15 protein-coding genes are annotated in these 16,700 nt (G+C 39.5%); 14 read left to right on the forward strand and 1 reads right to left on the reverse strand.

Going from position 1 to position 16,700, the window contains the following annotated elements; all coding sequences use genetic code 11:
• Positions 1 to 11 precede the first annotated feature (11 nt).
• Positions 12 to 1,130, reverse strand: a complete 1,119-nt coding sequence (dprA, locus tag ACYQ0E_RS12390; RefSeq protein WP_460188535.1) for a DNA-processing protein DprA — start codon at positions 1,128 to 1,130, stop codon at positions 12 to 14.
• 50 nt (positions 1,131 to 1,180) lie between these two features.
• Between dprA and def the strand changes: the two genes are divergently transcribed.
• The 14 genes from def (at position 1,181) to ACYQ0E_RS12460 (ending at position 15,610) form a co-directional block, all read left to right on the forward strand.
• Entirely contained in the window at positions 1,181 to 1,687 is a 507-nt protein-coding gene (gene def, locus ACYQ0E_RS12395) for a peptide deformylase (protein ID WP_460188536.1), read from the forward strand.
• 3 nt (positions 1,688 to 1,690) lie between these two features.
• A complete protein-coding gene (gene fmt / locus ACYQ0E_RS12400) occupies positions 1,691 to 2,668 on the forward strand; it encodes a methionyl-tRNA formyltransferase (protein WP_460188537.1) in 978 nt (325 codons plus the stop codon).
• Positions 2,665 to 4,011 (forward strand): 16S rRNA (cytosine(967)-C(5))-methyltransferase RsmB, encoded by a 1,347-nt coding sequence (gene rsmB, locus ACYQ0E_RS12405; RefSeq protein WP_460188538.1) that lies wholly within the window; start codon positions 2,665 to 2,667, stop codon positions 4,009 to 4,011. Before fmt ends, rsmB begins: the two co-directional genes overlap by 4 nt.
• A gap of 2 nt (positions 4,012 to 4,013) precedes the next feature.
• Entirely contained in the window at positions 4,014 to 4,718 is a 705-nt protein-coding gene (locus ACYQ0E_RS12410; protein WP_460188539.1) for a DUF4390 domain-containing protein, read from the forward strand.
• Positions 4,715 to 6,892, forward strand: a complete 2,178-nt coding sequence (locus ACYQ0E_RS12415; RefSeq protein WP_460188540.1) for an ATP-binding protein — start codon at positions 4,715 to 4,717, stop codon at positions 6,890 to 6,892. Before ACYQ0E_RS12410 ends, ACYQ0E_RS12415 begins: the two co-directional genes overlap by 4 nt.
• Before the next feature lie 10 nt (positions 6,893 to 6,902).
• Positions 6,903 to 8,243 carry a sigma-54-dependent transcriptional regulator gene (locus tag ACYQ0E_RS12420; RefSeq protein ID WP_460188541.1) on the forward strand — a complete coding sequence of 447 codons (1,341 nt, stop codon included), beginning with the start codon at positions 6,903 to 6,905 and terminating at the stop codon, positions 8,241 to 8,243.
• A gap of 24 nt (positions 8,244 to 8,267) precedes the next feature.
• The gene (trkA, locus tag ACYQ0E_RS12425; protein WP_460188542.1) at positions 8,268 to 9,668 is read left to right on the forward strand and encodes a Trk system potassium transporter TrkA; all 1,401 of its coding nucleotides are present in this window, start codon (positions 8,268 to 8,270) and stop codon (positions 9,666 to 9,668) included.
• A gap of 77 nt (positions 9,669 to 9,745) precedes the next feature.
• Complete coding sequence (locus ACYQ0E_RS12430; RefSeq protein ID WP_460188543.1) at positions 9,746 to 11,197, forward strand: TrkH family potassium uptake protein; 1,452 nt, start codon at positions 9,746 to 9,748, stop codon at positions 11,195 to 11,197.
• 8 nt (positions 11,198 to 11,205) lie between these two features.
• Positions 11,206 to 11,820 (forward strand): class I SAM-dependent methyltransferase, encoded by a 615-nt coding sequence (locus tag ACYQ0E_RS12435; RefSeq protein ID WP_460188544.1) that lies wholly within the window; start codon positions 11,206 to 11,208, stop codon positions 11,818 to 11,820.
• Positions 11,817 to 12,734, forward strand: a complete 918-nt coding sequence (locus ACYQ0E_RS12440) for a DMT family transporter (RefSeq protein WP_460188545.1) — start codon at positions 11,817 to 11,819, stop codon at positions 12,732 to 12,734. The genes ACYQ0E_RS12435 and ACYQ0E_RS12440 overlap by 4 nt, the downstream gene beginning before the upstream one ends.
• A gap of 220 nt (positions 12,735 to 12,954) precedes the next feature.
• Positions 12,955 to 13,122, forward strand: coding sequence for a hypothetical protein (locus ACYQ0E_RS12445; protein ID WP_460188546.1), 168 nt, complete (start codon positions 12,955 to 12,957; stop codon positions 13,120 to 13,122).
• Between the two features lie 82 nt (positions 13,123 to 13,204).
• Entirely contained in the window at positions 13,205 to 13,576 is a 372-nt protein-coding gene (locus ACYQ0E_RS12450) for a MerR family transcriptional regulator (RefSeq protein WP_460188547.1), read from the forward strand.
• Between the two features lie 56 nt (positions 13,577 to 13,632).
• Positions 13,633 to 14,172: a carboxymuconolactone decarboxylase family protein gene (locus ACYQ0E_RS12455; RefSeq protein WP_460188548.1), complete on the forward strand. Its 540-nt coding sequence runs from the start codon at positions 13,633 to 13,635 to the stop codon at positions 14,170 to 14,172.
• Positions 14,173 to 14,335: 163 nt separating this feature from the next.
• Entirely contained in the window at positions 14,336 to 15,610 is a 1,275-nt protein-coding gene (locus ACYQ0E_RS12460; protein ID WP_460188687.1) for an IS4 family transposase, read from the forward strand.
• Positions 15,611 to 16,700 lie beyond the last annotated feature (1,090 nt).

The following is a 16,700-nucleotide window of genomic DNA, read 5'->3' on the forward strand; positions in this document are numbered from 1 at the left end:
GCTTGATTTTATTACTTAATTCTTCGCCAACGCCCTGCTGACATCGCTTCAATTTCACCCGACAACTCTAACAGCATTAACTCACCTTGCAAACTAGAAACTGGCTGTTTACTTAGCACCACCAATTCATCCAAGCTTGTTGCTTCGTAACCAATTAATTCTAATAATGCGCTGTTTGATTGACTTTTTGGGCGGTCTTTTTCAAAGTTTTGAGATGATTCATCATTAGATTGTAAATCTAAACTGTATTGTAAATTAGCTGACAGCTCTTCTAACACATCCTGTCCAGATTCTACTAATTTAGCGCCTTGCTTAATCAGTTGATGACACCCTTTAGCTTGTGGATTATGAATTGAACCAGGCACAGCAAATACTTCACGGCCTTGTTCTAAAGCCGTTCTTGCGGTAATTAATGAACCACTTTTTAACGCGGCTTCTATAACCAATGTACCCGCACTTAAACCGCTAATAATTCGATTACGTCGTGGAAAATTGTAATTTAGTGGCTTAGTTCCCAAAGTAAATTCAGAAATCATGACCCCTTCATCTACAATCTGGTGACCAAGCTGCTGATTAGAGGCTGGGTAAATTCTATCAAGCCCCGTAGCCACTACCGCTACCGTTTTGCCCATCCCCAATAATCCACCTTGGTGGGCTGCGGTATCGATACCTAACGCCAAACCACTGGTAATACCCAAACCTTGCTGCGATAAAAAACGGGCAAAATCTTTAGCAGTTTCTACACCTTGTTTAGACGCATGACGACTACCCACAATCGCCACCTGAGGGTCATTTAGTAATTCAGCATTCCCGCGCACCCCCAGCATAATTGGTGGATCGTTAATCTCTTTTAACATAGGCGGAAACGACTTAGCATTTAAAGGCAGCCAACCTTGGTTATCTTGCTCTGCCCACGCCAACGCCTCATCAACCCGTTTCTGAGTTTGATCACTTAATAAATCTTTAATTTGTTTATCGGCTAATAGCTCACGATTCGCCCAATCACCCGGCGAACTTTGCAGTGCATTTTTTAAACTTCCAAAGTGGCTTTCAATCTCTTGCAGTTGATTAAAAGAAACATAACAAGCATGAAAGGCAAGCATGGTGGGTAAATCGGCAATATTTGACATAATCGGCTATAATAATTCGCAGTTATTTTATTGAAAGTATATACGACACTATGGAAAAACTCGATATTGTTCTCTATCCAGAGACAGGACTTCGCGAAGTCTGTAAACCTATTGCCGAAATGAATGATGAGATTGATAAGCTCATTGATGACATGTTCTACACCATGTACGATGCCCCTGGTATTGGCTTGGCTGCGCCGCAAATTGCAGTTCAAGAACGTTTAATTGTTGTGGATATTTCGGAAAGTAAAGATCAACCGATTGCGCTTATCAACCCAGAGATTATACGCTCAGCGGGCGAAATTAAATGGGAAGAAGGTTGTTTATCACTGCCTGGCGTATACGGAACCGTTACCAGGCCTAGTGAAATCATGGTGCGTGGTATGAACCGTGACGGCAAACAAATTGAATTTGAAGCTAATGATTTACTAGCGGTGTGCATTCAGCATGAAATTGACCATTTAAACGGCACTTTATTTATAGACCACCTTTCAGGTTTAAAACGTACTCGTGCGATACAAAAGTTTCGTAAACTCATGGAAGAAGAGCAAGCCTAATTTATGAAAAGCACCCATGCAAACCAACCACCTTTGCGCATTATTTTTGCAGGCACACCCGATTTTTCGGTTGCTCCTTTGCAAACGCTGATAGATTCACAACATGAAGTCATTGCGATTTATACCCAGCCAGACCGCCCTGCCGGTCGTGGCCGTAAACTGACGGCTAGCCCGGTAAAGCAGGTGGCTTTAGAACACAATATTCCGGTTTTACAACCGCAGTCTTTACGTGATATTGATGCGCAAAATGAACTTAAAGCTTTAAATGCCGACATTATGATTGTGGTGGCTTATGGTTTAATTTTGCCGCAAGTGGTTTTAGACATGCCTAAAATGGGTTGCCTAAATATTCACGCAAGCTTACTACCAAGATGGCGTGGTGCCGCTCCTATACAACGAGCTATTGAAGCGGGAGATGCGCAATCAGGTGTAACCATTATGCAAATGAATGCCGGGCTTGATACCGGTGATATGTTGTATAAAAAAACCACCGATATTACCGCTAACGATAATGCACAAGCCTTGCATGACCGTTTAAGCACTTTAGGCTGTGAAGCCCTAATAGAAACCTTAAACGGCTTACAAAACAAAACCATTACCCCTGAAAAACAAGATGAATCGCTGGTAACTTATGCTGAAAAAATGCATAAAGAAGAAGCGCAAATTCAATGGTCACAACCTGCTCAAGTTATTCTGCGTAAAATCCAAGCCTTTAACCCGTGGCCAGTGGCGTTTACCCCTTACGAAGAAAAACCTTTACGCATTTGGCAAGCCCGCTTATTAACGGATGAAGAGCAAAACACAATAACGGCTGAAACCATTTTACCAGGCCTGGTAATTGGTTTAAGCAAACAAGGGTTAATGGTTGCTACTGCCACGCAACCGATTTGCATTGAATTATTGCAACCCCCAGGCAAAAAAGCCATGAACGCCTATGACTTTGCGCAATCTCGCAACCTTAAGGGTTACCAATTTTCATGAATAACACCCCAGGCTCAAACAATGGCTCAAATAACGGATTAAACAGCCGTTTCATTGCCCTTAAAATTTGTTTAACGGTTATTCAAAAAGGACGTTCATTAAGCCAAAGCTTGCCAGAAGGTTTGGCGCAGTTTCAAGATCGCCGTGAACGTGGTTTTACCCAAAACTTAGTTATTGGCACCTTACGTTGGCAAGCGCGTTTAGAAGCCATTCGTGACCAATTACTCAAGAAAAAACTCAAAGAAAAAGATGAAGATATTAACCAACTTATTTTATTAGGTTTATATCAAATTCTGTATATGGAAACGCCTGAACACGCCGCCGTATCTGAAACCGTTGCCATAGTACAAAAACTTAAAAAACCTTGGGCAAAAGCGTTAATAAATGGTGTTTTACGTAATTTTTTACGTAACCAAGAAGCCATTTGTGCCGCTGCTGATGTAAAGCCCGCACACAAATACTCACATCCACAATGGCTATTTAAAGCCTTACGCAAAGCCTATCCGGACGATTGGCAATCGATAATGCAGGCTAATAATGAAATTGCCCCGCTGACTTTGCGAGTAAACACCCTGCAACAAACACGTGATGAGTTTATTGCCAAACTGCAAGAACAAGAGATTACGGCGCAAACTCACGCAACTGCACCGCAAGGCGTTGTGTTAGAAATCAATACCGATATTACAAAACTACCCACCTATGAAGACGGTGGTTTTAGTGTGCAAGATGGCGCCGCCCAACAAGCGGCCAATATTTTACAGCCCAAAGCGGATGAACGCATTTTAGATGCTTGCGCCGCACCAGGCGGTAAAACCACCCATTTACTTGAGCTTTCTCAAAACAAAGCCCGCGTATTTGCATTAGAAAAAGAACCCGAGCGTATTGAGCGTTTAGCCGAAAATTTACATCGCTTAGAACTTGATGCCGAATACACGGTGGGAGATGCTTCTTGCCCTGATGATTGGTGGGACAAACAACTGTTTGATAAAATTTTATTAGATGCGCCTTGTTCTGCAACGGGTATTATTCGCAGACATCCAGATATAAAATGGCACAGAACACCCGAGGACATTGAAGCCTTAGTTGAAACGCAAGCCAGTATTCTTAAAGCGCTTTGGCTTTTACTCAAACCAGGCGGGCAAATGTTGTATGCCACCTGCTCAATACTGCCTGACGAAAACACCCAACAGATGCAAAACTTTATTGAAAACGAACCCAGCGCCAAGGCTGTGCCTTTAGATTTAGAAGCCACTTTAACTTTTGATACGCCTGGTAATCAATACCTTCCTGGGCGATTAGGCATGGATGGTTTCTTTTATTGTTTATTAGAAAAAGACATATAAAGATGAATGTTTCAGTTATTTTTACTCGCATTGTTTGGCAAATTAAAACCAAGTTATTCGCTCGTAAAAATAGCCCTTTCTGTCGTTTAAAATCGCTTTATTTTGTATTTTTTGGTCTTTTACCAGGCCTGGTAATATTTCAAACCAGTTATGCCGAAAGTGTTTTACCAACAAACGAACCTAATGCCAACAATAGCATTACCATTCTTCAAGTACATGATTACCAACAAGATAAACATTTATTGATTGATTCCGAAAGCCGCTTTAATCTCCCTAAAGCGGTTATTGAAGCCATTCATCATGAAATTCCTTTAAGTTTTAAAATTCAAATTGAACTGACTGAATCCAGTAAAATTTTAGGGTTTCATTATCAACGCACTCGCAATGAGATTAGCTACAACACTGACATTTATGCTTTTGGTGTAAACCGTATGTATGCACTATTCAATAACCGCAATCAAAAGGCCGAATCTTTTAGAACCATAGATGAAGCTTTAACCACTTTATCGACTTTACAATCTTTTCCTATTGCATCTCTTTCTGAATTACATCCCGAACAAATGTATACTTTACGCATGCGTATATCGCTTGATTACTGGAAACTACCTGCCCCATTAATATTAGAGGCGTTACTTACGCCTTCTGTATGGCAACTAGACAGTCAGTGGTATGAAACCACCCTACAAACCCCATTGAGTTGGCAATGAATGCATTCGGTCGTTATTTAAAACAATATGGTTTATTAACACTACTTTCTAGCTTGTTACTACTGGCTTTGGTCATTATGAGCCAAACCTTGCAAAACGCGTCCAGTTTTGCCGATAGCTATTCTAGCCTGCTGTTTTTTACAGTTGGAGGCGTAGGTTTATTACTGTTTTTCTTAGTCAAGACACTGTACCGCCTATACAAACAGTTTCGCAAAAAAGTCCCTGGTAGCAAGGTTACTGTTCGCTTAACCTTTATTACCAGCTTGTTACTTGGCATTCCGACAGCGATCATCTTTTATTTCTCGTTAAGTTTTATTCAACAAGGTATTAACCAGTGGTTTGATGTTAAAACCGATGTTGCCTTAGATAACGCTACCACATTAGTGCGCATAACCTTAGACAATAAAACCCGAGAGAATCTTAATATGACACTCTCCGTTTCTAAAGCCAATAGCGCTTTACTTATGACGTCACCCAGCTTGGCGGTAAATGCCCTGCGTGAACAACTGAATGCACAAGAAGTATCGCTTTATCATGTAAACCAACAATTAATTGCGTTTAGTAGTGAATACGACAGCGCCATTTTGCCAGAAGCACCTGGCGACAACCTGTTTCAGCAAATTCGTAATAATAAAACCTACGCTGCGTTAGAAAGCCGACCGGGCGCCACCACTAAAGAGCAGTTTATACGTGTCGTCGTTCCCTTTAATGACATGGCTCTAAATTCTATGTACGCGTTACAAGTTATTTTTCCGGTTCCAACAGACATCACTTTATTGGCTGAATCCGTGGGTACGGCATCAGGTCAATACAAAGAACTTTCTTACTTAAAAACCCCTCTTAAAGCCAGTTTTGTTTTGATTTTATCCATGGTGTTATTGCTTACTTTAATTACCGCTGTCCTGTTTACAATACAAGCAGTACAAAACTTTACTCGACCCATTCGTACTTTGGCAAAAGGTACAAGAGCGGTATCAAAAGGCGATTACAGCGTAAAAATGCCCGTGCCTGAAAACGATGAATTTGGCGATTTAATTCAATCATTTAACGATATGATTCAGCGAATCGCAAAAGCGCGAAATGAAATCAAACTCAGTCATCAACAAAATGAAGTACAAAAACTCTACCTACAAGCCATTATCACCAACTTATCCAGTGGGGTAATTACCTTAGACATGCACTATCGTATTCGCACCATAAACGATGCCATTCAACAAATTTTAAACACCAATTTAAATAGCCATATTGGTAAAAAATTAATTGATGTTACCGACCGTGAAGACAGTGCCCACTTAAACAATTTAGTCAATCAAATTGCACCTCAGTTTTCTCAAAGCTCTAAACCTTTTTCTATGCAAGTTGATTTTACATGCAAAAAAAGTCAAAAGATTTTACTCATACAAGGTTCAACACTCCCCAGTATTGATAAAAAAATAGGCGGTTATGTTATTGTTATTGATGATATTACTGAACTGGTTCAAGCACAATTACATGCGGCTTGGAGCGATGTTGCTCGCCGTTTAGCGCATGAAATTAAGAACCCGTTAACACCTATTCAACTCTCGGCAGAACGTTTAAAATTTAAGCTCCACAATAAACTCGACAGCACAGACCAAGACCTACTTAATCGCATGACTCAAACCATTATTGACCAAGTTTCTACTATGCAAAAACTGGTACAAGCCTTTAGCGATTATGCCAATACACCAGAAATAGAACTGCATCCAACCCAAATCAACAAATTAATTTCAAATATTACTGAAATGTACCGTGATCCTGATGCCAACTGGAAAGTTTACGCCCAACTTGACGAAACCTGTCCACAAGTCATGGCCGATAATTCCCGCTTACGTCAATTGCTACATAACTTAATCAAAAATGCTATTGAAGCCTGCGAAGATAGAACCGATACTAAAATTACCGTAACTACATCATGTGACCAAGAGAACTTAACCTTATCCGTGTGCGACAATGGCCCAGGGATTCCTGAAGAAGCTCAAAACTGGATATTTGAACCCTATGCCACAGACAAACCAAAAGGCACAGGATTAGGTTTAGCCGTGGTTCGTAAAATAGTAGAAGAACATAACGGGCAAATATCGTTAACTTCTTCACCCGAAAACGGAACCTGCTTTATAATTAATCTACAAATTATTTCTAACCGAGGTATTTAAGTGAGCGTTCATGAAACCAGGTAAATTACTGATTGTTGACGATGAAAAAGATATCCGCAGTTTAATGGAAGAGATCTTTTTAGAAGAGGGGTATCAAGTTGAAACCGCTGCCAATGGCATACAGGCACAACAAGCATGGAGAAGTTTTCTACCTGATGTGCTTTTTTTAGATGTATGGATGCCTGACATTGACGGTATTTCTTTGCTAAAACAGATGCAAGAAGAACACATATTAGACAATACAAAAGTCATTATGATGTCGGGGCATGGAACCATAGAAACCGCCATAGAAGCCACAAAATTGGGCGCTTACGACTTTTTAGAAAAACCACTCTCTTTGGCTAAACTCATTGTGACGGCCGAACGTGCGATTGAATACAATCAACTTAACCAAGAGAATCGCCAGCTTAAACAAAAACAACCCGATCACTTTATGCCTATTGGTAAAAGTAAATCGGTAATGCAATTGCGTGAAACCATTGAGCGTTTAACTAAATTTACAATGCCTATTTTAGTCACGGGTGAATCCGGTACAGGTAAACATCATTTTGCCGAAGCCTTACATAAAACTAGCTCGCGTGATAAAAACCCTTATACTCAATATCACGCTTTAGACTTTAATCATCTTTGTCTACCTGAAAACTTAGAAAAGCTAAAAAAAGCACTAAGAGAAGCACATCAAGGCAGTATGGTCATTAGTAATATTGAACAACTGTCTAAAGAAGCCCAAGCACAGCTTTCTAATATAGTGTTAAATCAATGTTATAAATTTGAAGAATCTGCTGATGCAGTCTGTTTAGACATTCGAGTCATTGCACTTACCAAACATGACCTAGAATCGGATGTAAATAAAAATCAATTTAGAGAAGATTTGTATCAGCGTTTAAAAGTAATGCAAATTCATATACCTGCTTTACGTCAACATACCGAAGACATACCTGAATTAATTGAGTACTATGTTGACCACTTTGTCACATTTGAAGGTTTAGATTATCGGCACTTTAGCGTCTCGGCTCAAAATATTTTGCGCCAGCATAATTGGCCAGGTAATTTAAAAGAGCTTAAAAACCTTATTCAACGCCTGCTTATTTTAGGCAATGATGAAGTTTCTGATGATGAAGTTAAAGAATTATTAATGCGTTCACAAGCCTCTAACCATTTAGGCGAAGTGGTAGATACCTCGCTCTCTTTAAAAGCTGCAAAAGATAATTTTGAAGGACGATATTTAAGTCAACTTTTACGCGAAACCAGCGGTAATGTTTCAGAAACCGCCAAACGTTCTGGCGTAGATAGAACCAATTTGTACCGAAAACTAAAAGCCTTAGGTATTGATCCAAAAAACCCACAATAATTAGACATTTGAGCAAATACAATTATGAATATTGTCATTTTAGGTGCCGGCCAAGTCGGCTCATCACTTGCTGAACTTTTAGCGCAAGAAAACAACGACGTTACGGTTGTTGACCTTGACCGCCTGCAACTTCAGCGTTTACAAGACCGTCTTGATATTAGAACAGTGGTAGGCCATGGCTCCTACCCTGACGTTTTAATGCAAGCTGGGCTAGAAGATGCTGACATGCTTATTGCGGCTACTCAAAATGATGAAACCAATATTTTAGCGTGCTATTTTGCTCACAGCATGTATAAAACGGGTAAAAAAATTGCCCGTGTACGTGGTCAATCTTATTTAAACCATCCCGAACTATTTGACCGCCAACAAAACACCAATGCCATTCCTATTGATGTCATTATCAGCCCAGAAACACTCGTTACCGACTATATTTTACAGCTTATCGCCTACCCTGGCTCTCTTCAGGTTATCGATTTTCACGAAGGTATGGTACGTTTGGTTGCCATGCGCGCTTATTCTGATGGCCTATTGGTCGGCAAAGCCATTCGTGATTTAAAAGAAAATTTACCAGGCATTAAAACCCGCATTGTTGCAATTTATCGTCGCGACGAAGTGGTTATGCCCACAGGCGACACCATTATTAATGAAGGTGATGAGGTTTTCTTTTTAGCCGAAACCGCACACATTGCCACCATGGTTAACGAACTACGTCGTTGCAAAGAACGTCCATCTCGTCGCATTATGATCGCCGGTGGCGGCCACATTGGTTTTAATTTGGCACAAGCTTTAGAAAAAGCCCACCAAGTAAAAATGATTGACCACAATATGCAACAGGCTAGAGAAGTGGCCGAACAACTAGACAATACCATTATTATTCATGGTGACGTCTCTGACAAAGACTTACTGCTTGAAGAAAACATAGATGAAATTGATCTATTTGTTGCCGTTACCAACAATGATGAAGCCAATATTATATCGGGTATGTTAGCCAAAAAATTAGGTGTACGCCGTGTTATCGCCTTGGTAAACAACCAATCTTATGTTGAATTAATACAGCGTAACAGCATTGATGTTGCCATCTCTGCCGACAGCATAACCACCAGCCATCTACTGCATTACACTCGCAAAGGTGACACCGTAAAAGTTGCCACCTTACGTAAAGGTGCCGCAGAAGCAATGGAAGTAGTTGCCCACGGCAGTGAAAACAGCTCTGAGATTATAGGAAGAAGTATTGGTGAAATTGACTGGCCAAAAGACATTACAATTGGTTGCATTATTCGCAACGAAAAAGTCATTATTGCCCACCGAGATTTAGAAATTGAAGCAGAAGACCATGCTATTGTCTTTTTAAGTAACCCAGAAAGTGCCGCAGAAATCGCACGACTCTTCTCGCCTGAAGCCAAACGCAGTTGGTTTGGAAATTAAATGAACCCGATTGCTCATTATGTTATTTCTAAACCTTTTAACGCTAATATTTTTAGCCTAGATTAAAGAAACACACCATGCATTCAAAAATTATATTTAAGGTATTTGGTCTTCTGTTGATGGTATTCAGCTTTAGTCTATTACCGCCAATCATGATTTCTTTGTACTACCAAGATGGTGGTTTTTTTGCTTTTTCAGAGGTGTTATTAGGGCTGCTTTTTACAGGCCTGGTATTTTGGTATCCGGTAAGAAACCATTCTAGAGAACTTAAAATACGTGATGGATTCATCATTGTGGTTATGTTCTGGACCGTATTAGGTTTTGCAGGGGCGCTCCCTTTTTACATAGATCAAAATGTACCTTTAAGTTTAACCGACTCTATTTTTGAATCTTTTTCTGGGTTAACCACAACAGGTGCTACCGTTATTATTGGGCTTGATGAGCTACCCCACGCCGTACTTTGGTATCGCCAACAACTGCAATGGATGGGCGGTATGGGTATTATCGTATTAGCCGTAGCCATTCTTCCAATGTTAGGTATTGGGGGCATGCAGCTTTACCGTGCAGAGATGCCTGGCCCACTAAAAGACAATAAAATTGCTCCTAGAATCTCAGAAACGGCCAAAGCACTATGGTTTATCTATTTAGGTTTAACCGTTGTTTGTGCCGTCAGTTATTGGCTAGCTGGCATGAGTTGGTTTGATGCCTTTGGGCATAGTTTTTCAACCGTTGCTATTGGTGGTTTTTCAACCCACGACGACAGTATTAGCTACTTTAACAATATAGACGTAGAAATTATTGCCATGGTTTTCATGGTGTTATCAGGTATTAACTTTGCCCTACACTTTACGGCATTTCGTAATTTAAACGCGCGTCCTTACTTATTAGACCCAGAATTTAAAGTCTACGCAAGCCTACTAATTGGTGCCTCTATTATTTCTGTAGCTTATCTGTATTTAGATGGCATATACCCAACCTGGGAAGAATCCCTGCGATACGGATTATTTCAAACCATCTCACTCGCAACCACCACAGGCTTTGCCAGTGCTGACTTTTCTATGTGGCCAGGATTTTTACCTGTTATGCTTATTTTTATGAGCATCATTGGTGGTAGTGCAGGTTCTACGGCTGGGGGTTTAAAAGTTATTCGAGTTATCTTATTATTTAAACAAGGTATGCGAGAAATATCAGGCCTGCTACACCCAAATGCCATTACGCCTGTTAAACTTAATGGCAAAAGTATTCCAGAAAAAGTCATGACCGCTATTTGGGGCTTTTTCTCGGTGTATATCTTTACCTTTGCCATTTTAATACTCATTGTGATGGCATTAGGCGTTGACCAAGTTACCGCTTTTTCGGCCGTTGCCGCCATGCTTAATAACCTTGGCCCAGGTTTAGGTGACGTAGCCTCAAACTATCAGGCAATGAGCGACCCAGTTAAATGGGTACTGACCTTTGCTATGCTACTGGGTCGTTTAGAAATCTTTACCCTATTAGTACTATTTACTGCTGCATTCTGGAGAAAATAAACCTAATTATGCCCCAAACCATAACTCAATATACCGCCCAAAAATGGGACGCCAAATACGCCCAAGCCACCATGGCTAGCATTGCTAACCCTTGTTTTGTGTTACAGCAACACAGTCGCTTACTACCCTTTAATGGTCAAGCCTTAGATTTGGCTTGTGGTTTAGGTGGCAACGCCCGATTTTTAGCCCAATGTGGTCTTAAAACCCACGCGTGGGATATATCCGACAATGCCCTTACCGTTCTTAATAACTTCGCCAGCTTAAATCAACTCGCTATCACCCCCTTAATTACTGATTTAGAACAAATGATTTTGCCTTATCAACAATTTGATGTGATTGTCGTCAGCCGTTATTTAGATCGTTCACAATTCAAAGCTATTGAAGACGCTCTAAAACCAAAAGGGTTATTGTATTACCAAACCTATTTAGCGCCCGTACAAGAAAACGCCCCACAAAATCCAGACTTTTATATTCAACCCAACGAATTTAACCAGGCCTGGTCAAATCTTAAAACCTTAGTATATGGCGAAGGCTGGTTAACCAGTGAAAACGCAAAACCTGACAGCAGTGAAAGTAACGCCCCTAAACAGCGTTATGCTTGGTATGTTGGTTGTAAAAAGTGACATTAAAAACCCCAATATCCGCCTTTAATATTGGGCTTTTATTAGCCATTATCGGTACAGGTTTATTTTCACTAAAATCCATCTTCATTAAACTCGCTTACGCACAAGGGTTAGATACCGACAGCGTGTTAATGCTACGCATGGCCATTGCCCTACCGCTTTATTTAACGGTTTTAATTTGGTTAACCAAACAGCGCAATGTGCCAGACAACCTTTCGTCTAAATTACTCAAAATCACCTTTTTAGGTTTTATTGGTTACTATCTATCATCTTGGTTTGACCTTAAAGGCCTAGAATACATTAGCGCCCAACTAGAGCGATTAACCCTGTTTACCTACCCTATTATGGTGGCTATATTAGGGGCTATATTTTTTAAAACACCGCTTACCCGTAAAATCATCGTATCCTTAACCATTACTTACACGGGTTTATTATTAGTGTTCTATAAAGAGCTCTCGCTTGAGGGAGATAATGTCATTTTAGGTACGGTTTTTGTGGCTTTAGCCGCCTTATCTTTCTCGTTTTATGTGTTATTTGGTAAGCAAGAAATTCAAAAAATAGGCAGCGTGTGGTTTACCGGTTTGGCCATGAGTATTTCCAGTATTTTTGTGCTCATTCACTTTGCAATTTTTAATGACTTTAGTCAATTAACCATCACGCCAATGGCCTGGGTTTGGTTAGGATTATTAGCCGTATTTAGCACCGTTATACCCAGTTTTATGATAAGCGAGGCCATAAACAAAATAGGCCCAGCACAAACAGGTATTGTAGGTTCTCTAGGGCCAATCATGACCATGGGATTAGCCATTTGGATACTCAATGAACCCTTTACCATTTGGCATGCAATGGGCATGGTGTTGGTTGTAGGCGGAGTTTCATTTTTGAGTTATCGTGGCAAAAGTAAGCCTGAATAATCTCTTTTTTAAGGTAATTTAATTGCAGAAATAAAAACGTATTACTACGTATTTATTTCGTGTATGATTTAAAACTTACATTTAAAAAACAAACCAAAATATAAGGTATTGGAAGAATCGGCTGAATTGACAGGCTTATGACTTCAGTACCTAATAACAAGGCAATAGTGTCTTATACTAAATGTTAGATTAATATTTCATATAAAAAGGAAAGTTTATTATGTTCGAAACTGGGAAAAGATATGCCATTAAAATGCTTGAAAATGGCACTGAAGAGGCAACAATTTATTTACAAATTGATGCTATTGATGGCCCCCTTATCAAGTCTGGAAAAACGATCATAAATACTCACTCTAATGTCTTTATTAGTGCAACACTTCAGGATTAAAAGAAAATCTAACAAGGCACTAAAGTCGACTGCGCTAACGCGCAGCGGCTTAGGTTAATCGTTATGCATTTCCTACACATATATGAACGTAGCTGAATTTTCAAAACGAGTCGGATTAAGCCCACATACCGTGAGGTACTACGACAAAATTGGCTTATTAGACGATATACATCGGCAATCTAATGGCCATCGTTCATTCTCTGAAAAAGATGTGACATGGATTGAATTTGTACAACGATTAAAAGATACTGGCATGTCTCTTGAGAAAATACTTGAGTATGCATCCTTAAGAAAAAAAGGTAACAAGACTTTACTTCAGCGAAAAAAATTACTTGCTGAGCATTCAGATAATCTGCAAGACCAAATTGCCTTGCAAAATCAACATCTCAAAAAACTCTATGAGAAAATCGAACTTTATCAATCCGCCCTAGAAGGAAAAATATCCCTTGACTGAGAGTTAACTCTAAGGTTTAGACTAATTGATAGAGTGAAACAGCGGAGAGTAAACAGATGCAATTTATGCAAAATCAACCTGATGAAAGCAGGCGAGAATTCCTTAAATCATCCCTTATTTTGTCATCAATTTCTTTTGGGTACTTAGTATTAGATGGCTGTTCATCTCTATCTTATTCAACTATAGCCAAGGAGAAAACTATGAACACAGAAGATAACGAAAGATTTGTTAGAGGCTGGGAAAAGCTGAAGGAAATTGATGGGGAGGCTGGCGAAAGAGTTATTGAATCACTGAAGAATATAGCCCCCGATTTGGGTCGTTACACGATTGAATATCCGTTTGGCGATATCTATAGTCGACAAGGTTTGGATTTAAAATCTCGTGAAATCGCAACCGTAGCGGCTCTTTCTGCGATGGGTAATGCTGAACCACAGCTCAGAGTCCATATTAATGCAGCGTTGAATGTTGGATGCACTCCAGAGGAAATAGTTGAAATCATCATTCAAATGTCTGTCTACGCTGGATTCCCAGCAGCTTTAAATGCAGCATCCGCTGCTAAAATGGTGTTTGTTGAACGGGGAATAATCAATGCATAACAAAGCATTGCACCGGGAAAACGGAACGCTACCCAATGCCATTAAGTTAAGCTGTAACGCATTGATTATGTTAAGATAAAGCTTACATTTTGGTTATAGAAAAGGAATTAACAAATGTCATCTTTAAACTTCATTTAAAAACACTTATACCCTTATTAATAATATTTTATCTAGACCTTCTTTCATAAAACAACACCGTCTATCCAAAACTGCTTTCACTCGAAATCGCAGCTTAGATTTTTCCAGTTTAGTTCTTTTTCTACTCAATTTTAGAAAACAAACAGGGCAAACAGAACTCAATCAGTTCTTTGAACATGTTCAGTCTAGTTCTTCTCGCCGATTACCTTCGCAGTCTGCTTTAACTCAGGCAAGAAGTCAGTTATGCTCATTGACCTTCAAAACGTTAAACAACCACTTGGTCAATCATGTTTATGCTGAATCTAAACGTTTAAAGCATTGGAAAGGGTTTCGATTAGCAGCCATTGATGGCTCTATGATGCGACTACCCAAATCAAAAAATATAGTCGATAATTTTGGCGTACATAAAGGACAGAATTCAACCGAGGGCTGCCCTATGGCACTTTGTTCTGTATTTTATGATGTTTTAAACCGCGTAGTGATCGATTCAACCATTGAATCGATTCATACATCAGAGAGAACTTGCGCAATTGAACACCTTCATTACTCAACCAACAAAGATTTAGTGTTATATGACCGAGGCTATGGTGGCTTCCCTATTTATGCTTATCATCAACAATGCAATAGAAAGTTTTGTGCAAGAGTAAAGGTAAACCAACTCAAGATCGCTCAAGCTTTTGTAAAGAGCGGTGCTAAACAACAAGTGGTCACGCTTAAGCCCTCAAAATACTCTGCCAATCAATGTCAACAAAATGAATTGGATGCTGCCCCTATTACACTGCGTTTAATTCGGGTAGACCTAGACTCAGAGGTTGAGGTATTAATCACCAATTTAATGGATGAAAGACATTATCCAACGAGTTGCTTTAAACATCTTTATTTTTTACGTTGGGGCATTGAAGAAAACTATAAGCGATTAAAACAATGGCTAGAAATTACCAACTTTTCAGGCAAGACTGCGTTGTCAATCAGACAGGATTTTTTTGCCAAAATCTTAGCAGCTAATCTAACAGAAATACACAGCTGGGTAGCACAGAAAAAAGTGAACCGAAAAGATAAAAAACGCAAACTCAAATATCGAGTTAATTTTGCACAGACGGTTTCTAAAATGAAACACTCACTAGTCAGGTTTATTTTTTTGGCTCACGGACCAACTCGTAAATTAGATAAAGAACTTCGAAGGCTAATTAATAAGATAGCATTATCAGTAACGGCCATTAGAAAAGGTCGAAAATTCAATAGGACTTTGAGAAGTAAAGAGAAATTAGAACTGCCAATTGAGTATAAATCATGCCTATAAAACAACGACTTACAGCTTAACTTAATGGCATTGGAACGCTACCCTTTTATTTCTGATATTCCATTGAGAAGCCTTTTAAACTTTTTACTTTGCCTTAGTTTCAAGGTTCAGGCTTCACCTTACCTTATTGCTTGCCCAATAAGGTAAGCCAACAAGGGCACCCCGCTCCATATATTGGCAAGTTCTAAACTTGTTCACTCAAATCCCAAAACTCGCTTCGCTCAAACAGTTGGGATTTTTAACCGTTCACTTCGTTAAGAACTTTGCACAATCTATTCCAAGGGGAATCTTTGGCGTTTGTGGTTGGCTTTTCAGATTGGAAATCAAATTTAGCAGGCCTGGTATGTCTTATGGCAACTCAACTTTATAAGCATAGGGTAATAATCTACAACACGAAATAATGTTTAATTAGAAATACGGAATTAACGTAGTAAAACCTCCCTTTTGTAAGCAATCGTGATTTCACTTGGCGTAGGATGCGTTTAAACATTTCCATTGTCCGAGCGTAGCGAGTTATGGGAATGTCAGCAGACAAGCTTAGTGAAATAGATTGTGTCAGCAGGGGGTCTTTTCTTTGCTTACTTTCTTTGGACAAGCAAAGAAAGTAAGGGGAAGCCTAATAGCAAAAATTAAAGATATATAGGTATCTGTAAAGGCTTCTCAACAACTTAGAAAAGTATGCAACTTTAATTTTACCAGGCCTGGTAAATCGAGAATCTGTAACCTATGTATTTGATATAAAGTGTTACCTATCAATATATATAATTTAAATATATATAAACTTTGGAAAACGTGGAAAACGGGACGCTACCGTTTTATTTCTAATATTCGGTAGAGAAGCCCTTTCATTTTATTACTTTGCCTTTATGCTTCGTCATTGGCTTCCCGTTACTATTTTTACTTGCCTAAAAATAGTAACCACAAAAAGGGCACCCCACTCCATATATTGGCAAGTTCTAAAACTCATTCACTGAAAACGCTGAACTCGCTCCGCAAGCTACGCTCTAACAGCAGCGTTTTTTAATCGTTCTTTTCGTTAAGAACTTTGCACAATTTATTCCAAGGGGAATATTGGCGTGTGTGGTTAGCT

Source organism: Thiomicrorhabdus hydrogeniphila, from assembly GCF_054656895.1.

Bases quoted from the DNA above. Each gene is read 5' to 3' on its own strand.
- trkA (WP_460188542.1), top strand. From the start codon at position 8,268: ATGAATATTGTCATTTTAGGTGCCGGCCAAGTCGGCTCATCACTTGCT.
- ACYQ0E_RS12420 (WP_460188541.1), top strand. From the start codon at position 6,903: ATGAAACCAGGTAAATTACTGATTGTTGACGATGAAAAAGATATCCGC.
- ACYQ0E_RS12410 (WP_460188539.1), top strand. From the start codon at position 4,014: ATGAATGTTTCAGTTATTTTTACTCGCATTGTTTGGCAAATTAAAACC.
- ACYQ0E_RS12415 (WP_460188540.1), top strand. From the start codon at position 4,715: ATGAATGCATTCGGTCGTTATTTAAAACAATATGGTTTATTAACACTA.
- fmt (WP_460188537.1), top strand. From the start codon at position 1,691: ATGAAAAGCACCCATGCAAACCAACCACCTTTGCGCATTATTTTTGCA.
- ACYQ0E_RS12450 (WP_460188547.1), top strand. From the start codon at position 13,205: ATGAACGTAGCTGAATTTTCAAAACGAGTCGGATTAAGCCCACATACC.
- ACYQ0E_RS12445 (WP_460188546.1), top strand. From the start codon at position 12,955: ATGTTCGAAACTGGGAAAAGATATGCCATTAAAATGCTTGAAAATGGC.
- rsmB (WP_460188538.1), top strand. From the start codon at position 2,665: ATGAATAACACCCCAGGCTCAAACAATGGCTCAAATAACGGATTAAAC.
- ACYQ0E_RS12435 (WP_460188544.1), top strand. From the start codon at position 11,206: ATGCCCCAAACCATAACTCAATATACCGCCCAAAAATGGGACGCCAAA.
- dprA (WP_460188535.1), bottom strand. From the start codon at position 1,130: ATGTCAAATATTGCCGATTTACCCACCATGCTTGCCTTTCATGCTTGT.
- def (WP_460188536.1), top strand. From the start codon at position 1,181: ATGGAAAAACTCGATATTGTTCTCTATCCAGAGACAGGACTTCGCGAA.
- ACYQ0E_RS12455 (WP_460188548.1), top strand. From the start codon at position 13,633: ATGCAATTTATGCAAAATCAACCTGATGAAAGCAGGCGAGAATTCCTT.
- ACYQ0E_RS12430 (WP_460188543.1), top strand. From the start codon at position 9,746: ATGCATTCAAAAATTATATTTAAGGTATTTGGTCTTCTGTTGATGGTA.